Origin of the sequence: Leptolyngbya sp. FACHB-671, from assembly GCF_014695745.1 — a bacterium.
Lineage (GTDB): Bacteria > Cyanobacteriota > Cyanobacteriia > Elainellales > Elainellaceae > JAAUTN01.
Genome location: NZ_JACJOV010000095.1, coordinates 106,550 through 125,448, shown reverse-complemented (window position 1 = coordinate 125,448; position 18,899 = coordinate 106,550). Strand labels below are relative to the sequence as shown.

Below are 18,899 nucleotides of genomic sequence, written 5' to 3'. Positions count from 1 at the left end.
ATCACACCTATCCAAGTGGCGATCGAGTGCGTTTTGGGATTGGGGAAAGAGGCGAATTCTATTCGCCTCTTTCCCAACTGGATCTGCTGCAAAGAAACATTCTGCAAGTTCATTCCTGATCAGGTTCAGAATGCTATAGTACAGGTGAACTTACTTTTACTAGCTTGTCGATTGGGCAAGTCCCCAAATCGTAGGAACGTGATTCGTTTCATCTCTGGAAGCGGCTTTACGAAGGCAAGTGAGTCAGGCGACAGGTTTAAGTGGTTGAGAAGATGGCAAATCTGCTGCTAATTGAAAGTCCTGGCAAGTTGAAAAAGCTAGGTCAAATATTGGGTCCCAACTGGATTGTGAAAGCCAGTATGGGGCACATTCGAGAATTGGCAAATGATGGAGAGGACGCGCTGGGGTTTGATCTAGAGGGAACTCAAATTCACTGCCGCTATGAACCGAGAGATGCCCGAGCAAAGAAAGTCTTGGCTGAACTGCGGCAAGCGGTAAAGCAGGCGAACGCCGTTTACATTGCAACTGACCCTGATCGCGAGGGTGAAACAATTGGCTGGCACCTCCAGCAAGAATTGCGGCTAAAGAACCCCAGGCGAGTCGTATACAGCGAAATTACGCCAGCAGCAGTGCAACAGGCGATCGCTCATCCTCGCACCTTAGATCAAGCCTTAATTGCCGCAGGTCGGGCTCGTGACTGTTTGGATAAGCTGGTGGGCTACAAAGGCAGTAGGCATGTGGTGTGGCAGCTCAACAACGGCGCGAAGTCAATGGGGCGGGTACAAAGCGCGACGCTGCATCTGCTCTGTGTGCGAGAGCGAGAAATCCAAACCTTTAAGCCTGAAGACTATTGGAGCGTTTGGGTAAGCTATCGGGAAGGGTTCAAGGCTTTTTATCGCAGCAAGCCTACGGCTCAGCGCAGAGTTGGACAAGCCTCAAGTCAGCCTCCAGCAGAATCTTCAGACGATGCTTCTACAAATGAGGACAGCAAGCCTAAACAGGAGTCGGAACGAGTCACGACTCAGGCAGAAGCAGACCGACTGGTGGCGATCGCCCGCTCTACGCCTCACCAGGTTGTTAAGGTGGAAGGAAAGGTCGTCTATCAATCACCCCCTGCACCCTTTATCACTTCCACTCTCCAGCAGGCAGCAGGCGCTAAGCTGCGATTTAGCCCCGAAAAAACGATGAAAGTGGCGCAGTCGCTTTATGAAGCGGGCTACATCACCTACATGCGAACCGATTCGGTCGTCCTTGCTGCACCTTTTTGTCAAGCAGTGCGGCAGTACCTAGAGCAGCATGACCCGACCAACGTGCCTCAACGCACTGCAAAACATCGTGCTGTTAAGGGTGCCCAGGAAGCCCACGAAGCCATTCGTCCAACAGATGTGAATCGCGTTCCACCGCTTGCAGCGTCAGCAGATGAGGCGAACCTGTATGAGCTAATTTGGAATCGGGCGATCGCCTCTCAGTGCTGTCCGGCGCGTTTACAAAAAACTCGTGTGGTGACGCAATCAGGCACCGCTTTTTGGGAAGCTAGAGGGCAAGTTTTAGAGTTTGCAGGCTATACCCGCTATTGGAATAACCTCAGTGCTGACGCTCAACTGCCGCCACTTCAGACCGGGCAAGTGTTACAGCTTCAAAAAGCTCAGGCAGATCAAAAGCAAACCCAACCGCCACCCCGCTACAGCGAACCAAAACTGGTGCAGTTAATGGAGCGCCAGGGAATTGGACGACCCAGCACCTACGCACCGACCATCAAAACACTTCGGGAGCGGGACTATGTGCAGCTTTTGCAGGGCAAACTCCAGCCAACCGCATTGGGCTTAGATCTGGATGCTGCTTTAGAAAAGCTTTTGCCTGACCTGATTCAACCCGCGTTTACAGCGCAGATGGAGACGGCTCTAGATGCGATCGCCTCTGGGCAACAAGACTGGCAAACCTATCTCACCAGCTGGCATCGAGATTATTTTGCACCTGCGATCGTGAAAGCACGACAGGCGATCGGGTCAAATGACTTTAAAGCAACTCATCTTAAAGCAACTCACTTTAAAGAAGCCCAACTGACTCCCTCTCAGCAGAATTCTTCCGCTCAACCTGAGAAATCTTTAACGAAAACAGCTCAAACGAAAACAGTCCAAACTAACCCAGCTCAGCAGGTTTCTAAGGTTGCCTGTCCAAGCTGTGGTGAGCTAATGCATAAAGTCCCTTCTCGCTCCAAAAAGCTGAAGGCTAATCACTTTCTCAAGTGCATCAAACCAGGTTGTGCCACTGTCATGTTTTGGAACTCAAAAGCTAAGAAATATGAGTTGCCCTATAGTCAACGCACTCCCGATCCAGAATCCTTTACAGACTATCCTTGTCCAGTTTGTGGTGCATTACTAGAGCGCTATACCTACACTAGAGAAGGACAAGCAAAAGTAATGTTGCGCTGTTCCTTAATTGAGAACCGCAGAGGGAAGTGTAAGGATGTAGCCTTTTTTCAGGGGAAGGATGGCTTTTGGTCGCCCAAGTTTGGTGTGTTAAATACCTGAGCGAATTTGTATTGAAGTGAGAAGGGGGATACTGGCTAAGCCAGCATCCCCCTTCTCATAAACCAGCTTTGAAGCTGCATTAGGAAACTCCAGATTAGGAAGATTGCTTTTCTGAAGCAATGGCAACTGGAGCAATCCTAAAACAGCGAATGTTATGCAACTTTTCCGTTCGAGGAGATTTTTTCCTTGAACAGTTTGCCTGCACTGAATGCAGGAACACGGGTTGCTGGAATTTTGATCGTTTCTCCACTCTTGGGGTTACGTCCTTCACGCTCTTTGCGATCGCGAGGTTCAAAGGTGCCAAAGCCAACTAGTGTCACTTTTTCACCTTCGGCTACAGCGTCCTGAATGGTTTCAAACAAAGCCGTCAAAATCTGATCGGCCTCTTTTTTGGTTACACCTGCTTTTTCTGCAACCGCGTCGATCAAGTCACCTTTATTCATGAAATACAGTCCTCACAAGCATTTCAACTGTTTGAAGTGAATTGTAGTGCAAATGTACAGAAATGACTCATTTTCCGCAGAAATTTTTATATAGAGCGGGTTTCAGGGGTAATTGCAGTGGTTAATGGTTTTGACCAATCAGCAGCCAATTACTCACTGTGAGATGAGCGATTTGACATAGGCAACTACAGACCTGGAAACCTTGATTTCCTGCGGGGCAAGCAGTTTGCCTGCTTGAGATGAATCGGCAATACTCATTCTAAAGGGTCTAGAAGGTGTATGAGGAGTAATTACCAATAACCCCTCATGCAAATCTGTCGGATTTTCTGAAAAGGCTGTAAACTTTTATTAAGGTTTATAGCATAGAGTTTATGACAACCAATCTTGGGTTTGGAAAAACGCAGACTCAGTCTCAAGCTAAAGTCTCTAAGCGATCGCAAGAACGCGCTAAAGCAGCTCAAGAGCTTGACCGGATGCGGGCTGACGGAATTCCAGAATTTGAGGTTTATATTCGCATTCAAGGCAAGAAAGGCTGGTATCCCGTGGGGGCGATCGCCGTTAAGCGCTCCAGCCAGATCAGCGAGGCCATCTTTGGCAGTCAAGCAGACCTGCTTCAGGGAGCTTTCCGCCTCTATCCGGTCTTGCGGAAGCATCAGCAGCATTTGGAATATGGCTATCGCCTGAAGGAGTTCAAAGACGAACCAATTCAGCTAGCGGTACCACCCCAGCCTGGTGCAGCAGGCGGAATTGCCTCTGCTTTAAACCAGGTGAAAGACCGCTTCTCTTCGTTGCTAAAGCGCGGCTAGGGAGTGAACTGACCCAGTTTAGCTGTACCTTTCAAAGGGGTGTTTTGCAAAATGCCCCTTTTGTCGTTAGTTGTAATTTCGCTAGAGGGAGGTTTATCCCACTGAACCTCAACTCATCAAGGTCTATCTGCTAAACCCGTCCGTACAGTACTCTCGCACAGTATTGCGGTTATTTTGCAGGATTCGATATGAGTATTCAGACACAAGCATAAGTTTAGTTAATTGGGGCTAAAGCAAAATCTGCTCCTACGATTCGCTACACAAACAGAAAAATAGGGTGCCAAAACGGTAGGATGGATTCCTACGGGGATGAGGGCCATGAGAAAACTAATCAAAGGTCTGCGTGATTTTCAGACCAGCTATTTTAGCCAGCACCAAGAATTGTTTGAGCAACTCGCGCACGGTCAGAAGCCGCGAGTGCTATTTATCGCCTGTTCTGATTCGCGGGTTGATCCTAATCTGATTACTCAAGCTCAAGTGGGCGAGCTGTTTGTGGTTCGCAATGCAGGTAATATTATTCCTCCCTATGGGGCCGCAAATGGGGGAGAAGGAGCCGCAATTGAATATGCAATTCATGCCTTGGGAATTGAGCAGATCATTGTCTGCGGGCATTCTCACTGTGGCGCGATGAAGGGGCTTTTGAAGCTAAACGAGCTTGAGGATGAAATGCCGCTGGTCTGTGACTGGCTAAAACACGCTGAGGCAACGCGGCGAGTACTGAAAGAAAATTACAGCGATCGCCACGGCGAGGAATTGCTAGAGTTGGCGACTGCTGAAAACGTGCTCACCCAAATTGAGAACCTGCGGACTTATCCGGTGGTGCGCTCCAAGCTTTATCAGGATAAGCTCAGCCTCCACGCCTGGATCTACCACATCGAAACGGGCGAAGTCTTTGCTTACGATCCAGTTCATCATGCCTACGTGCCGCCGCAAAGTCAGTTTACGGTTTACGTCGAGGATGAAGCGACTCCTGAAGTTCACTTCCCAGGAGCCAGATGGCTACCTCCGGAGCAATCTGAGCGGATCTATCGAGGATCTGGGACGAAGCAAAGCCACCACAAGCTTAGTTTGCCTTAGTTTGAGGGCTTCAGTAGGGGCAGATTTTGCCAGAATCTCTGCCCTTAACCGTCGCTTTGTTAACTAAACCTGCCCTACAGCGTTTCGCGTCCTAAATAAGGCTGTAGCACCTCTGGCAGACGAATCGTGCCGTCAGGCTGCTGGTAGTTCTCCAGAATAGCCGCCATTGTGCGGCCAACTGCTAACCCAGAGCCGTTGAGCGTGTGAACAAATTGGGTTCCTTTTTTACCAGGTTCCTTAAACCGAATGTTGCCGCGCCGCGCCTGAAAGTCGTAACAGTTGGAGCAGCTTGAAATTTCTCGGTATTTGCCCGATGAGGGAAGCCAAACTTCCAGGTCATAGGTTTTTCCGGCAGAGAAACCCAGATCGCCCGTACATAGCTCAATGACCCGATAGGGAAGCTGAAGCGCTTGCAAAATTGCTTCCGCGTTCTGCGTTAGGGTCTGATGCTCTTGCTCGGAGGTATCAGGGTGAACAAACTTGAATAGCTCTACCTTGTTGAACTGGTGCAGGCGAATCAAGCCTCTAGTGTCTCGCCCGTAGCTGCCTGCCTCACGACGAAAGCAAGGGGTGTAAGCGCAATGGTGAATGGGCAACTCTTCAGCAGAGAGGATTTCGTCCCGGTAGAGGTTGGTGACGGGGACTTCAGCAGTTGGGGTGAGCCAAAGGTCGTCGCGATCGCACTTAAAGCTTTCCTCAGAGAATTTGGGCAACTGACCCGATGCTGTGAGTGACTGGCTGTTGATTAGAAACGGGGGAATCACTTCCACGTAGCCCGCCTGAATTTGGCGATCGAGCATGAACTGAATCAGCGCCCGCTCTAACGCTGCCCCTGCTCCAATCAGCGTCACAAACCGGCTTTGAGCCACCTTAGTCGATCGCTCAAAGTTAAGAATCTTCAGCTTTTCGCCAATTTCCCAATGAGGCAGGATGTCTGAGTTTTTAGGTAAATGTTCGTCGCCCCAACGCCGAATCTCGACGTTTTCGTCCTCGCTTTTGCCAAGGGGGGTAGACTCGCTGGGCAAATTGGGTAGTGTCAGCAGCAACGCTTCTAACTGAGCTTTCAGCTCTCTTTCTTGAGGTTCCAGTTCACTCAAGTGTGCTTTAACCTGGTTTCCCTCATCTCGGAGTGCCTGAACTTCCTCGCCTTTGGGGTCAGCGCCCGATTTCATTTTCTGACCCACCAGTTTGCCAATTTCGTTGCTTCGAGCCTGAAGCTGCGATCGCTTCATTTCTAGCTCTCGCTGCTGCTGGTCGAGTTCCAAAATTGGCTTTAGATCATAACCTCCTCGCAAATTCAGACGTTCCTGAATCTGCTCTGGTTTTTCCCGGATTTGCTTCAGGTCAAGCACAGATTTTTCTCAGCTTCTTAAACGGTTTGTCTTCTGTCACTAGTTCTTTGTCCCTTGTCATGGGTGATTTGTAAAGCTACCAATAACCTATGGACAAAGGACTAATGACACCTAGACTCCAATTTAGCTGTGAACTGCACCGTCGGGCATAGTTGCCCAGCTAAAATCCAAAAAATTGAGAGCATGAATCTCTGAATTTAGCTTTGCTTCATTCAAGTCTGCGCCGCGCAAGATGGTTGAACTCAGTCGCGTATCTTCCAAAATGGCTCGATGCAGGTTGGCCCCGCTCAAGTTTGCGTCATCCAGATTTGCCCAACTCAGATCCGCACTTGATAGGTTTGCACTAATTAGCTCTGCTCGCTCCAAGTTAGCCCCGCGCAAGATTGCCACAATTAGCTTTGCAGCAGTTAAATTTGCTCGATATAGGTTAGCTCCTGTTAGCTCCGCTTCTCCCAGGTTGACCCGACTTAGATTTGCCGCCCGCAAATTTGCACCATCTAGATTCACCCAACTCAAATCTGAATCTGACAAATTCGCTTCAGCTAAATCTGCCCGCTCCAGGTTAGCCCCACACAGGCTGGCTAACACCAGCTTTGCCTTGCATAGGGTAGCTTTTACCAGCGTTGCCTCGCTTAAGTTTGCCCCAGTCAAATTTGCCCCGGTTAGTTTTGCATCTCTTAGGTCTGCCGTAGCCAGGTTTGCTTCTGCCAAGTTTGCTTCGTTGAGGCTAGCCCGGTTGAGGTTTGCGCCAGCGAGGTTTGCCCGTTTTAGGACTGCTCTCCACAGCGTTGTGCTGCTCAAATCTGCGCCTACTAAATTGGCTTTGGATAAATCTGCTCCATTTAGATGTGCACCGCTCAAGCGAGCGCCGCTTAGATTCGCCTCTCGCAAAACAACTCCGTTTAGCTCTGCCCCAACGAGATAGGCACCGCTTAAGTCTGCTTCACATAAGATTGCTTTTTTAAGATCTACGCCGCGCAAATCTGCGCCGCTCAGGTAGGTTCCGCTCAAGTCTACAGTGTCAAAATTGCGCTCCCCAGCAGCGTATCGTTCCAGGAGTTCATGAGCGTCCATATTATTACCTCTAACCTAAAATTCTTTTAATGAATGCATTAATCTGGTTGATTTAGCGATCGCTCAGGCTAGCCACAGTAGAGATGCTCCGTGAGAACGCCTCCATCCACAAACAACACAACCATCAGACCTAGTTGGACTTGATGAACGTGATGAACGTGATGATCGCCAGCACCAGTTCATAAGTGCGATAAACCTTGCCAAAAGTCATGTTGCAGATTTCGGATAAACGCGAATTGCACAGCGTTCTGCCTCCACCAGAACGGTCAAAAGCCGTTTTATGTCCTGTAAATTTTCGAGCAAATAGGCATCCTAAAAGGCTTGCCAGTCAACCAGTCTTGTAGCGTCAATTCGACAGTCTGCTGACGTTAAGTTCTATGTTTTCTTGCTGAAGAAATTAAAAATCAGATCTGATCTTTGCTGTGAGCAGTCGTTTGTGGGCGATCGCATTCACACTCCTCTACACCCGCCGTTTTCCAAGTTTAAAACATAGGAAGAACGGCTTTTCTAGAGCGCGCTAGTTAATTTATAAGCTGGCTATTCCAAAGCCATCTTTTGCTTTAATTGTGAAACATTCAATCAAAAAACAGCATCAGTTTTGATATATATTCATACTTGCGTTGAATATACTTTACAAAAGTAGTAGCTTGAGTAAAGCGAATGTTTGACCCAACAGAACTGAGAAACATGCGGGCTGTAGCCTACATCTATTTGCCCCTGCCTAGAAATGAGGCAGTTCAACGGCAAAATTTGATGGTTATAGATAACCTTGCTGGAACTGCGATCGCCTGTTGACCCAATGCAACCAGAAGTTAACTTATGTATTCACCAATTGAATTACATCAACTCAGTTAGTTCATGACCGACGCACTGCATAAACATTAAAATTATTGGATGTAGCAGGTGACAAAGCATTCTTTTCTACTGTTACTTCAAACCCATGGTGTTAGAGAATAGACTGAAATAACTTCAATTTATTGTCGATATATCACCTCTCCTAACTGGGAATTCTACCGATCGGATGCATTGGTGAATTTCATGAAATATGACCCGGACAAACATCATCGGCGATCGATTCGGCTGGAAGGATATGATTACACCGCCGCAGGCACGTATTTCATTACTATTTGTCCCTACCAGCGGAACTGTTTGTTTGGTGAAATCATCAATAGTGAGATGTGGTTGAATCAATTGGGTCAAAGGGTTTACGCCTGTTGGCAACGCTTACCTTTCCATTTTTCAAACCTTAATCTGGATACATTTGTGGTCATGCCTAATCACATTCGCGGCATCCTGGTATTAACCCATCTCTAAGTGGTAGGTTAGTTCTCTTGAAGAGCTAGGCGATCGCCCTATTCAAAACTTCAAGCCTGTAAACCTGTATCAAGAACCACTTGCGAAAAGCTCTATTCTCAAGTAGTCTGATTCCTCAGTACAAAAACATATCCGTTATCCAAGCGTCACCTGGAAGCTGCGTCAACAGCCCCAGGCGACTAACCCTCAAAACTGCGACAACAGTTCGGAGGGCTAGAGGGCAGTTTATCACTCCACTAGCCACCCTGACTTTGCTATGGCAAAAAAGCAGCAGGGTGGCTTTGGTTTTGGGTATCTCTTCAACCCGTTTCCTTAGTGGAGTAAAACTGCCATGACTGATAATTCTGCTCTGATTCAAATTAACCCCGATCCGCGCATTCTCACTACACTTGTGATCGGCACTGAAGACAATGTCAAAGCACACATTCTTCGGCAACATACCCTTGGCGTTGCCGAAGCAAGCGCCTGGAGCAAACCGATTCCAGTTCCCCGTTACCCGGATAAGGTGATGTGTGTTCTCAATCGCATCATGGTTTAAGTACTGTAGGATGGGCATCTTGCCCGTCCCGACAGGTGGGACATCCACCCCACGTAATTCTTGAGTAGGGGCATGGCATTGCCATGCCCCTACAGTAGGACGGTTGTGCAGGTTATTTAGTCCACGATCCTAAGGCACTTGCAGCGGCACCAGAGTATTTTCTGGCAAATAGTTTCGATAACAGCCGTCCTCCGCCAGGATCAAAACTAGCTGCAAAGACCAGTCCGGTTCAACGGTGTGCAAGTCTGCCCAAGGCACAGCAATTTCCAGGCAAGAGTCAACAGCAGCTTTAGCGCGGCAGGGGTGCGAATGCCACTGGAAATTTTCTCCGGCTTCCTGAAACCAGGTCGATTGTGTAAGCAGATTTACCCCTAAATGATGGTGAAACAGGTAGTTTGCGGGTGGCTCATCCGGCAATTCTGCCAAGGGTGCTGGGCTGTTGTGCATGGTGCGACCGGGATAGAACCAGAGCAGGTGTAGCTCTGGGGGAATGTCTACTCCGGGGCGAGTAGCTGCCTTGAAGTCGAGACGCAGATAGAAATTTAGGTGATCAACGCCATACCAAAGCCGCTGGGCGAGGCTGCTGCGGTGCATGGTACCGCGTGCGCCACCAATCTCAATGCGCCCAGCTTTGTCCCAGTCTTGCTCGTCTCCGCGTCCATCTACAGTTGGGTGAATAAAGCTGCGGGGCTGGCGATCGCCATTTTCAGCATGAACTTCAACCTGTTGGCGCACGTTGAAGGGAACTGGCTCATTTAATGCTTGATACAGTGCCGCCAAATGTTCTCGGAAAAGCTGGTCAAACATCGCATCCTGGTTAGAGGAATGCCCTTCGCCAAACCACCAGAACCAGTCAGAGCCTTCCGCTGCGTAGAGGGCTTCCCAGGCTTCGGGGTTATTTTCTTCGGTCGCTTCGGGGTGGTTGGCTAGCACCTGTCGGGCTTCGGTGAGCAAGTCCCAGGCGCGGTTTTTGGCGGGGTCGCCGATCCAGGTGGTGAAGCTGCCGTCTACCCAGGAGCCGCTGTGCAGTTTGTTGGCAGGAATAGTTTCGGTAGCGGGGAATTTGTCGAGGAATTCGGCGACGGTGACGAGTTGCAGATTGGGGTCGTCACTCAGGGTTTGGTAGAGCGCTTCCAGGAAAGGTTTGCCATCTTGCTGGTAATATTCCCAGCAGTTTTCGCCGTCAAGGGCGATCGTGACCAGCCAGGGATTTTCTAGGGTGGTGCTACCGTCGGATTGACGGGCTTTGAGGGAGCGGGCGATCGCCTCTAACTGTCCCGCTAGATCAGAAGCCGCCTGACGTGGCTCCATTGACCCGTAAGTAAAGCCAATCAAGTCAGACAAACGGTGATCGCGAAACACGATCGATAAATCGCCCTGAGGAGTTTCCAGGCGATAGGGGCGATAGAGAACTTCCGGCTCAAATAGAGTCCCTGAACCATCGCGATGGAAGAAGTGACCTAGCGTCCAGCCCAACACTGCCTCATCGGAGCAGAGCCATTCAAACCCGTGAGCCGCCACATCGGGCAAGATTGCGGGGCTAACAGATTGCTCTGAAGGCCATAGTCCACGCGGATCGCGACCAAAGCGCTCTTTATACATTTGCTTGGCTTTTCGCAGATGGCGCGGAATGTCTTCTGCCCACTGAAACCGATGTTGCGGCAGCGCCATGTTTGGAACGGCGACTCGTCCGGCATCGGTATCCGCTAACAGCGGCAAAATTGGGTGCGTATAGGGCGTAGTCATGACTTCTAGCTGCCCGCTTTCCTGCATCTGCCGATGATGGGGAATGATGCGGCTGAGGATTTGCCGCTGTTTGGAATAGATTCGCTGGCGATCGCTCAAGCTAAAGTTGCGTCCCTGCTCCAGCCACTGAGCGATTTCCGGGTCATCCCAAAACAGCGGATCGATCCACGCCAGGTTATGCCATGCCAGCAGGTCGCTGTAGTCTTGCGCGGTCCAGTTGTCTAGACACCAAGCACGTCCCTTGTCCTGCCGCTGATAAAACAGCTCAGCATAGCGAGGATGTGGGTCAACTAGCGTGTGATGGTTTGCGTCAAAGAAATGCTCAATAATAAATTGCTGCTGGTCTACCTCAAGCTGCTCTACGGGCTTCAGCGCCAGAGACAGGTACGGATCAAACGCTGTTCCTGCTACATAATCTTCGATTTGCAGAATCAGCGAAGGCACCAAATTCACGGTTTGGTGCAGCCTGGGATAGCGCTCTAACAGCAGGATCAAATCTAAATAATCTTTTGTGCCGTGCAGTCTCACCCAGGGCAACTGATAGTGACCTACGGTGCGGCTTTTGTATAGCGGCTGATGCTGATGCCAAATGAAGGCGACGTAGAGAGGATAAGGCATAAACCAGGAGGCGACCCACAGAAATAAAAATAAGCAGGGAAAGTTCGTAAATTTTCCCTGCTCTAAAAGTAATCGGTAACTGTAATTTTGGCGATCGCAATTTCACATATCAACTTGAAAGGTGCGATCGCGAGAAACAACCGGATGAGCCTGACTTAAAAAGCTTGCTCAACCTCAGCAATCTCAGGAATATATTCGCGGAGTCTGCGCTCGATGCCCATTTTCAGGGTCATCGTGGAGCTAGGGCAGGAACCGCAGGCTCCCTGGAGCCGCAGCCGCACGATTGGGCCATCTAACTCGACCAGTTCTACGTTGCCGCCATCAGAGATGAGGTAAGGGCGCAATTCATCCAGCACCTTTTCCACATTCTCGGGCGTGAGTTCCATTGTTTGAGGCATAGTTCACCTTACGGAGATTCGCACTAGTTCTATTCTATCAGACTGCAAAATTCAGCCTAATCAAACTGCAACAGGCTGAAGCAGCTTGACGTTGGAGAAATTAAACTCATCAACGGTCTGCTTGCCTTGATCCTCTGATTTGAGCAAGCGACGAGTCAGGATGTAGTAATCCCCAACTTTTTCGTACTCATCTTCATGCTCAGCGCTGCCTTTTTGCTCGCCCGTTTTAGGGTCGTTGTAAACCGAGTCATAACGGTGGGAGAGATAGCCAGACTCGGTCTGATGGCTGCTAGCAGTGTTGATGGTGACGACAATGCCGTGAATGTGACGATGAACCAGACAAACTTCGTTATTGCGAACTTTGTAGCGATCGCCCTCTGACTTGCCGCTCACCAGAATTTCGACCGCGCCCGTGTCATCTGTTTCACCAAACGCGAAGGTATTTTTGCCGTGCGTTTCATCAAAGCTTCTACGAATCCGGTGAATCGCCACCTCACGCAGTTGCCCTTCGATCGCCTGCTTTGCCTGCTCATCTGCCACATCGATTATCTCAACGCTGAGATTGCGATTAACCTGGGCTTTACCTCTGTAGACTTGGTCCCCTTGCTTTAGCTCGATGTCGGCTGTAAAACCAGGGAAATTTTTATCCCAGGTGTAGCGATTTTCGTAGGCAGCCTGAAACAATTCACGCGCTGTTTGTTCGGTCATCTAAAAACTCTCCTAGCATTAGTCTCTAGTCTAGGATAGCCATTCTTGACTGTGGAAAGCGGGTATCCCTACTTGAGGGCTGTCGTGCCGGTTGGCTGAGGAATCACTTTGGTCAGAATCGGGTACAGCACTGCCGCAATGATGATGCCGTTGACTGGAGCAATGCCAATGCCTGCCTCGCCGGTGAAGTAGGCGATCGCCGCTGCTATGACATAAGCTGCAATTCCCGCCCAGTTAAACGCAGGCTGCGGTTCATCCAGTGAAGGAAACTGACCACGACGATAGAGCCAATAGTCCGCCATCACCACACCGCCCACAGGTGGAATAAATGTACCTAGCAGAATTAAGAAGTTGATGAATTGAGAACTTTCGTAAATGCCGCCCCAGGCGAGGGCAAGGGCGATCGTGGCTCCGATCAACACAAAGAAAGTGCGTTTTTTGGTGCGAAACATGTGAGAGAAGGCGATCGAAAACGCATAGATAGTGTTGTCCTGTGTACTCCACATGTTGAGAAATAGCAGAATGAAGCCGGCCACCAGCAGCCCCTGACGTGCCATCACCATAACCATGTCAGAGTTCTGGTAAACCAGCGCTGAAAAAGCACCACCAAAAACCACAAAGCCATTGGCAATAAAGAAAGCCGCCAGCGTGGAGAGCGTTGCTGTGCGAGGAGAGTCAGAAAATCGGCTCCAGTTGGTTGCTTGAGTGCCGCCTGAGATAAACGTACCGACGATAATCGTCAGTGCTGCCCCAATACCCAACTCGCCTGAAGGCTGAACCGCCTGCAAGCCCTCAAAGCCGCCGATCTGGTTTGCTGAAATGGTCAAACTCCACAGCATCAAAATGATGATGGCGGGGACGGCAATGCGGCTATACCAGTCCATTGCTCGATAGCCAATGTAAGCAGTAATGCAAAAGAAATAGGTGAAAAATAAAATGATTAGCCAGTTCCACGATTCTGGTACACCTGCCAGCTGATTGAGCAAATCGGCAATGAGCCCTGAACCCCAGGCATACCAACCCACCTGTGTGAACCCTAGAAGGAAGTCAACCCAGCGAGAACCAACGCTGCCAAAGCTAAATCTCGCCATTAGTACTGTCGAAAGCCCCGTCTTAGAAGCAATGTAGGCCAGGGCTGCAGCATATCCGCCCAAGATCAGGTTGCCAACAACCAGCAGACCAACCAAATCTGGGAAAAATCGAAAGGCTGGACCCACTAACCCTCCAGCAAAGAAGGTGCCTGAATAGAGGGTAAACCCCAGCAGCATGAAAGCCATTGAGAGGAAGGACTTTCGCGCATATAGGGGCACTGCAGTTAAGGGATAATCTTCTTCTGCCTGCGATTGGTCAACCGTTTGCGAATCCTGCGAGTTCGTCACACTCATAGCTGGCAAGCCCCTTTATGAGAATCTCATAGTTTTTTAGATGGGGCATATTCTCAGGCTTCTTGAGCAACGTGAACGGTATCATAGACCACCAGACACTATGAAGCTCCTTGGATATTAGTTTGTCCCGGAAAAATTTTGGTCAGACTGAGTTGCTGATCGGGGAAATGGGGAAGGGCGATCGCCATAAAACCACCTGCCGGAACTGCTTAGATCGTACCTTTGCTGAATCCCCCTACATGCCCTTGCGAAAAAACTGGCGCAGAATTTCGCTTGGTTTGCGGTCCCAGGTATCAATGTGTTCGTAAATTAGCTTCTCGTCAGTCAGCCGATAGCAAGACTGACCGTTAAAAAATATCTTTGCTTTCCAGGGCAGCCTCAAAGTTCCGCGTACTGTCCAATCTGCCAAGATGATGTTTTCTTCAGACTGATACACATCATGCAAATCAAAATACAGTTCTGTAAAAAATAGCTGACCGTGAAATCGCAGCGTCCAAAAGATAATTCGATAGTTAAACTTTCCCTTAAATCGACTAATCGGATCTTTGAAAAGAATATCTTGAGAATAAATATCGTAAGTAATATCTCGCTCAAACAACGTCGGCAAATCTTGCTTGAGCGTTTGAATGATGTGTTCGATCTGAGCCTGATCAGTTTCCGTTTTCAAAGCATTAACCTACTGTGGCTAACCTTAATTACAAGCATTATAAGTGTGAAATGCTTAAAGGTAATTGAATCCTCTCCCTTGAGGATCGTCTTAGCCTGCACCCATTCCTTCCTCAATCAGCTCTTGAGCATAACCATTATGTTCCCATGCACCTGTAATCAATCCAGCAATGCCTACAACGACGATGCCCATAGCTGGAATATGCTGCAATTTCTTAAACTCTTGAATTTGGAAGCAGCGACAGTCTCCAGTTGTTACTAAACGTGCCCAGTGTTCGCAGTTGAACCGGAACAGTTCGTATTGCCAGTGTTCGTGAAGTTGGTTGACAGAAATGTGTAACGCCTTTTTAATCTGCTCTTTCTCTAGGTGCTTCACCCATTTTGCAGGTTGAAAACGGCTCCAATCAACTTGCCAAATCGCTACTCTTCCTATGTCCTTTTGGCGATTGCAATAGATAGGCTCCCATGCCAAAGATTCTGAATCATTAAGTTGAACAGAATAGTGCAAAATACTGGGATTTTGAGAGTCACAACGATGCAACAAGCGTCCATATTATTTAGGGTGCGAAAAGTTTCCATCAATTAAGGAATGAAGTGACTGCATAATACTGGCTTGCAAAATATATCAATTAGCAAGGTTCCCAAATTAGTAGCCCTAGAAACAGCCCGTTTTAACGAGTGGTAAGGCGATCCGACTGGTGGCAGAGGTGGTGAGTACGAACTGGCAGGATGACTATGCCCGGAAGGTAGAGGAATATGCGCTGCTAGGAATCCCAGAATATTGGATTGCGGATTTTCGGGGCTTGGGTGGACTTGCGTTTATTGGAAAGCCAAAACAGCCTACTTTTACAGTCTGCCAATTGGTGAGTGGTGAGTACCAACAACAGCAATATCGGTTAGGGCAAGCGATCGCCTCACCCCTCTTGCCTGAGATAAATCTCAGCCTGAATGACATCATGCCCTGATTAATTTTTCAAATTCTTCTAGCGCTTGCGTAACTCCAACTGTTTCGGCGCGTTGAATGAATTGGGGAATCAGTTGGGCAATCGCCCCAGCAGGAAAGCAAAACCATAATTAATGTGTCATGAGTAGGGCGATCGCATCCACATCCGCTGCCATGACGGTATTTTAAGAAAAGCTGTGTTTGATGAACCGCATTTACGATGACGCTGACAGATTCCCAAAAGCGCAAAGCCAAAGCCCTCAAGCCGAGTAGCATCCGTCCTGCCAAAGAACTTTGTAGCGAGTGTGGGCTATGTGATACCTACTACATTCAGCATGTAAAAGAAGCCTGCGCTTTTCTCAATCAGCAGATTGGCGAGTTGGAAGAACAGACCCACGGGCGATCGCGCGATCTCGACAATCCTGATGACTGGTACTTTGGCGTCAGCCAGGGCATGATGGCAGCGCGAAAAACTGAGCCAATCGAAGGCGCACAGTGGACGGGAATTGTGAGTTCGATCGCGATTCAAATGCTGAATCGGGGCATGGTCGAAGGCGTAGTTTGTGTGCAAAACACGAAAGAAGACCGCTTTCAGCCGATGCCCGTAATTGCCCGAACGCCAGAAGAAATTTTGGCGGCACGGGTAAATAAGCCCACACTATCGCCCAATCTATCAGTACTGGAGCAAATTGAGCAGTCTGGGATGAAGCGACTGCTGGTAATTGGAGTAGGCTGTCAAATTCAAGCACTCCGGGCGGTTGAGCAAGAACTGGGCTTAGAAAAGCTCTATGTGTTGGGTACACCCTGCGTCGATAACGTCAATCGTGCTGGGTTGCAGAAATTCCTGGAAACGACCAGCCGATCGCCCGAAACTGTTGTGCATTACGAATTCATGCAGGACTTTCGGGTGCATTTCAAGCACGAAGATGGCTCAGTGGAAACGGTGCCCTTTTTTGGGCTGAAAACCAATCAGCTTAAGGATGTGTTTGCGCCGTCCTGTATGAGCTGTTTTGATTACGTCAATTCGTTGGCGGATTTGGTGGTTGGCTACATGGGCGCACCCTTTGGTTGGCAGTGGATTGTTGTGCGAAACGATCGCGGTCAAACCATGCTCGATCTGGTTTGGGATCAAATTGAGACGCAGCCTGTGATGAGTCAGGGCGATCGCCACAATGCTGTTCAGCAAAGCATTCCTGCTTACGATAAGGGAGTCACCCTGCCAATGTGGGCTGCCAAACTGATGGGTGTCGTAATCGAGAAGGTTGGGCCAAAAGGATTGGAATACGCCCGCTTCTCAATCGACTCTCACTTCACTCGCAATTACCTGTATGTCAAGCGCAATCACCCGGAGAAATTAGAGGCACACGTTCCAGATTATGCCAAGCAAATTGTGGGGCAATATGACTTACCCGATTCGTAAATTCGTAAGCTGGGTTAGCCTCAAACATTCTCTCAGCTAACCAAGAACGGCTGTAGGATAATAGCGATCAAACGTCAGAGCCGCGACGCTGCCCTTTAAACATGACCGAAGCCCTATTCCGCATTGAAAATCTGCGAGTTGCCTATCCCAGTCATCGCAGTGGAAACGGTGCAGCAGCGACGGATCAAGATTCCACTTCGGAGTGTACCCCAGACTATTCCTCGACCCCTTGGGCGGTTGATGACGTATCGCTAACGATTCAACCGGGAGAGCGGTTAGGCTTGGTGGGTGAATCGGGCTGTGGCAAGTCAACCTTGGGACGAGCGGCGATGCGGCTGCTGTCCGCTTCGACTCGCATAGAGGGCAAAGTTACGTTTGAGGGGCGATCGCTCTTCAACTTTTCCCCGGAAGAGCTGCGGCGGTTTCGCGGCGAAGCAGTCGCGCTAATTTTCCAAGATCCAATGACTCGCCTTGATCCGCTAATGACGATTGGCGATCACTGCATTGAAACACTCCGCGCCCACCGTCCCCAGCTTTCCCAACAGGCAGCAAAGACAGAGGCGATCGCCACTCTGGAAGCGGTCAAAATTCCCGCAAGCCGCTGGAATCAGTATCCACACGAGTTTAGCGGCGGCATGAGACAACGGGTGGCGATCGCCCTGGCGCTGTTGCTCAACCCCAAGCTGATTGTCGCGGACGAACCGACCACGAGCCTGGATGTCACCGTTTCTGCCCAGATTTTGCGCGAACTCACCCGGCTTTGCCAGGAACGGCAGATGGGGCTGCTGCTGATTTCCCATGACCTGGCGATGATTGGCGAGTATTGCGATCGCATCGCCGTGATGTATCGAGGCAAGGTTGTCGAAACCGGAGCCGCTCGAGCGGTTTTGCAAAATCCTCAGCATGAGTACACGCAGATGTTGCTGAAGGCAGCGCTGCATGTTCAGGCAGTTCCGACGGAGGGGAGTGGGGGGATAGCGGAATTGGGGAGTGAGAAGGAGCACTCTAATGCAACAAAGTCAGGTGAGCCGCTACTGCGGTTGCAGGATTTGAAGCAGTACTACACGCTGGAGCAAAATTTTGTTGCCAAGCTGTTCTTTCCGGCTGAAGACCGCACGATTAAAGCGGTTGATGGGGTCAACCTGGAGCTTTATCCTGGTGAAATCTTGGGACTGGTTGGGGAGTCGGGCTGCGGCAAAAGCACGCTGTCTCGCACTATTCTGCAACTGATTCGCCCGACCGACGGGCGGGTAGAGTTTCTGGGAAAGGATTTGACTGCTTTTTCTGGTGCTTCTATGCGACAGCAGCGACGACAGATTCAAATGATCTTTCAAGATCCTCACGCCTGCCTAAATCCTTCGATGACTGTGGGGCAGAGCATTGCTGATCCGCTCCTAATTCACCGCTTGGCAGATACCGCCGCTGCAAGGGAAAAAGTTTTGCAAATGCTGGAGCGGGTGGGGTTAACGCCAGCGACAGAATTCTACAATCGCTATCCGGGGGATCTTTCGGGCGGACAGCAGCAGCGGGTCGCGATCGCCCGTGCCCTAATCACCCAGCCCAAACTGCTGATTTGCGACGAACCGGTGAGTATGCTCGATGCCAGCGTGCAGGCGCAGGTGCTGGAACTGATGCTAGAACTCAAGCGCGAATTTGACCTGACCTACCTGTTCATTACCCATGACCTTTGGGTGGCAAGGTTTTTGTGCGATCGCATCGCCGTGATGAACTCTGGGCAAATTGTAGAACTGGGAGCCACTGCAAAAATCTTTTCTAACCCTCAACACCCCTACACCAAAACCCTCCTCGCGGCTGCGCCCTTATTGTCTCGATAGTTCGGCAGTCTGATGGCAATCCACAGACGATTCCGATAGGATTGC

At 49.7% G+C, this 18,899-nt stretch carries 18 protein-coding genes; 9 read left to right on the top strand and 9 right to left on the bottom strand.

The window, feature by feature from the left end:
* Nucleotides 1-272 precede the first annotated feature (272 nt).
* Nucleotides 273-2,531, top strand: a complete 2,259-nt coding sequence (gene topA, locus H6F93_RS13290) for a type I DNA topoisomerase (RefSeq protein ID WP_190681357.1) — start codon at nt 273-275, stop codon at nt 2,529-2,531.
* A 152-nt stretch (nt 2,532-2,683) separates the two neighbouring features.
* Here topA and hbs read toward each other — a convergent pair whose 3' ends face one another.
* Entirely contained in the window at nt 2,684-2,974 is a 291-nt protein-coding gene (hbs, locus tag H6F93_RS13285) for a non-specific DNA-binding protein Hbs (protein ID WP_190646305.1), read from the bottom strand.
* A 371-nt stretch (nt 2,975-3,345) separates the two neighbouring features.
* On the opposite strand from hbs, the gene H6F93_RS13280 reads away from it, so the two are divergent.
* A complete protein-coding gene (locus H6F93_RS13280; RefSeq protein WP_190681355.1) occupies nt 3,346-3,780 on the top strand; it encodes an HHL1-like protein in 435 nt (144 codons plus the stop codon).
* A 318-nt stretch (nt 3,781-4,098) separates the two neighbouring features.
* On the top strand, nt 4,099-4,857 hold the full coding sequence (locus H6F93_RS13275) for a carbonic anhydrase (RefSeq protein ID WP_190681353.1): 759 nt from the start codon (nt 4,099-4,101) through the stop codon (nt 4,855-4,857).
* Between the two features lie 74 nt (nt 4,858-4,931).
* Here H6F93_RS13275 and serS read toward each other — a convergent pair whose 3' ends face one another.
* On the bottom strand, nt 4,932-6,209 hold the full coding sequence (gene serS, locus H6F93_RS13270; RefSeq protein ID WP_190681351.1) for a serine--tRNA ligase: 1,278 nt from the start codon (nt 6,207-6,209) through the stop codon (nt 4,932-4,934).
* Nucleotides 6,210-6,332: 123 nt separating this feature from the next.
* Nucleotides 6,333-7,283, bottom strand: a complete 951-nt coding sequence (locus tag H6F93_RS13265; protein WP_190681349.1) for a pentapeptide repeat-containing protein — start codon at nt 7,281-7,283, stop codon at nt 6,333-6,335.
* Between the two features lie 660 nt (nt 7,284-7,943).
* Between H6F93_RS13265 and H6F93_RS34650 the strand changes: the two genes are divergently transcribed.
* The 3 genes from H6F93_RS34650 to H6F93_RS13255 all read left to right on the top strand — a co-directional run bounded on the left by H6F93_RS34650 (nt 7,944) and on the right by H6F93_RS13255 (nt 9,135).
* A complete protein-coding gene (locus H6F93_RS34650; protein WP_277882846.1) occupies nt 7,944-8,078 on the top strand; it encodes a hypothetical protein in 135 nt (44 codons plus the stop codon).
* 243 nt (nt 8,079-8,321) lie between these two features.
* Nucleotides 8,322-8,597, top strand: a complete 276-nt coding sequence (locus H6F93_RS13260; protein ID WP_190681347.1) for a hypothetical protein — start codon at nt 8,322-8,324, stop codon at nt 8,595-8,597.
* 331 nt (nt 8,598-8,928) lie between these two features.
* The gene (locus H6F93_RS13255; RefSeq protein ID WP_190646311.1) at nt 8,929-9,135 is read left to right on the top strand and encodes a hypothetical protein; all 207 of its coding nucleotides are present in this window, start codon (nt 8,929-8,931) and stop codon (nt 9,133-9,135) included.
* Nucleotides 9,136-9,264: 129 nt separating this feature from the next.
* Here the strand turns inward: H6F93_RS13255 and H6F93_RS13250 are convergent, their stop codons facing one another.
* The 6 genes from H6F93_RS13250 to H6F93_RS13225 form a co-directional block, all read right to left on the bottom strand.
* Nucleotides 9,265-11,499: a glycoside hydrolase family 57 protein gene (locus tag H6F93_RS13250; protein WP_190681345.1), complete on the bottom strand. Its 2,235-nt coding sequence runs from the start codon at nt 11,497-11,499 to the stop codon at nt 9,265-9,267.
* 155 nt (nt 11,500-11,654) lie between these two features.
* Nucleotides 11,655-11,897 carry a NifU family protein gene (locus H6F93_RS13245; RefSeq protein ID WP_190646313.1) on the bottom strand — a complete coding sequence of 81 codons (243 nt, stop codon included), beginning with the start codon at nt 11,895-11,897 and terminating at the stop codon, nt 11,655-11,657.
* A 60-nt stretch (nt 11,898-11,957) separates the two neighbouring features.
* Complete coding sequence (locus H6F93_RS13240) at nt 11,958-12,605, bottom strand: DUF3386 domain-containing protein (RefSeq protein ID WP_190646314.1); 648 nt, start codon at nt 12,603-12,605, stop codon at nt 11,958-11,960.
* Nucleotides 12,606-12,673: 68 nt separating this feature from the next.
* On the bottom strand, nt 12,674-13,990 hold the full coding sequence (gene codB / locus H6F93_RS13235) for a cytosine permease (RefSeq protein WP_190681343.1): 1,317 nt from the start codon (nt 13,988-13,990) through the stop codon (nt 12,674-12,676).
* A 235-nt stretch (nt 13,991-14,225) separates the two neighbouring features.
* A complete protein-coding gene (locus H6F93_RS13230) occupies nt 14,226-14,657 on the bottom strand; it encodes a C6orf136 family protein (RefSeq protein WP_190681341.1) in 432 nt (143 codons plus the stop codon).
* Nucleotides 14,658-14,747: 90 nt separating this feature from the next.
* Nucleotides 14,748-15,128, bottom strand: a complete 381-nt coding sequence (locus tag H6F93_RS13225; protein WP_199313687.1) for a hypothetical protein — start codon at nt 15,126-15,128, stop codon at nt 14,748-14,750.
* Nucleotides 15,129-15,345: 217 nt separating this feature from the next.
* Between H6F93_RS13225 and H6F93_RS13220 the strand changes: the two genes are divergently transcribed.
* The 3 genes from H6F93_RS13220 to H6F93_RS13210 all read left to right on the top strand — a co-directional run bounded on the left by H6F93_RS13220 (nt 15,346) and on the right by H6F93_RS13210 (nt 18,854).
* Nucleotides 15,346-15,621, top strand: a complete 276-nt coding sequence (locus tag H6F93_RS13220; protein ID WP_190681608.1) for a Uma2 family endonuclease — start codon at nt 15,346-15,348, stop codon at nt 15,619-15,621.
* A gap of 198 nt (nt 15,622-15,819) precedes the next feature.
* Entirely contained in the window at nt 15,820-17,019 is a 1,200-nt protein-coding gene (locus H6F93_RS13215; protein ID WP_190681339.1) for a Coenzyme F420 hydrogenase/dehydrogenase, beta subunit C-terminal domain, read from the top strand.
* Nucleotides 17,020-17,120: 101 nt separating this feature from the next.
* Nucleotides 17,121-18,854 carry a dipeptide ABC transporter ATP-binding protein gene (locus H6F93_RS13210; protein WP_190681338.1) on the top strand — a complete coding sequence of 578 codons (1,734 nt, stop codon included), beginning with the start codon at nt 17,121-17,123 and terminating at the stop codon, nt 18,852-18,854.
* Nucleotides 18,855-18,899 lie beyond the last annotated feature (45 nt).

Bases quoted from the DNA above. Each gene is read 5' to 3' on its own strand.
- hbs (WP_190646305.1), bottom strand. From the start codon at position 2,974: ATGAATAAAGGTGACTTGATCGACGCGGTTGCAGAAAAAGCAGGTGTA.
- H6F93_RS13215 (WP_190681339.1), top strand. From the start codon at position 15,820: ATGACGCTGACAGATTCCCAAAAGCGCAAAGCCAAAGCCCTCAAGCCG.
- topA (WP_190681357.1), top strand. From the start codon at position 273: ATGGCAAATCTGCTGCTAATTGAAAGTCCTGGCAAGTTGAAAAAGCTA.
- H6F93_RS13265 (WP_190681349.1), bottom strand. From the start codon at position 7,283: ATGGACGCTCATGAACTCCTGGAACGATACGCTGCTGGGGAGCGCAAT.
- H6F93_RS13250 (WP_190681345.1), bottom strand. From the start codon at position 11,499: ATGCCTTATCCTCTCTACGTCGCCTTCATTTGGCATCAGCATCAGCCG.
- H6F93_RS13240 (WP_190646314.1), bottom strand. From the start codon at position 12,605: ATGACCGAACAAACAGCGCGTGAATTGTTTCAGGCTGCCTACGAAAAT.
- H6F93_RS13260 (WP_190681347.1), top strand. From the start codon at position 8,322: ATGAAATATGACCCGGACAAACATCATCGGCGATCGATTCGGCTGGAA.
- H6F93_RS13275 (WP_190681353.1), top strand. From the start codon at position 4,099: ATGAGAAAACTAATCAAAGGTCTGCGTGATTTTCAGACCAGCTATTTT.
- H6F93_RS13255 (WP_190646311.1), top strand. From the start codon at position 8,929: ATGACTGATAATTCTGCTCTGATTCAAATTAACCCCGATCCGCGCATT.
- H6F93_RS34650 (WP_277882846.1), top strand. From the start codon at position 7,944: ATGTTTGACCCAACAGAACTGAGAAACATGCGGGCTGTAGCCTACATC.
- H6F93_RS13210 (WP_190681338.1), top strand. From the start codon at position 17,121: ATGACCGAAGCCCTATTCCGCATTGAAAATCTGCGAGTTGCCTATCCC.
- H6F93_RS13245 (WP_190646313.1), bottom strand. From the start codon at position 11,897: ATGCCTCAAACAATGGAACTCACGCCCGAGAATGTGGAAAAGGTGCTG.
- codB (WP_190681343.1), bottom strand. From the start codon at position 13,990: ATGAGTGTGACGAACTCGCAGGATTCGCAAACGGTTGACCAATCGCAG.
- H6F93_RS13280 (WP_190681355.1), top strand. From the start codon at position 3,346: ATGACAACCAATCTTGGGTTTGGAAAAACGCAGACTCAGTCTCAAGCT.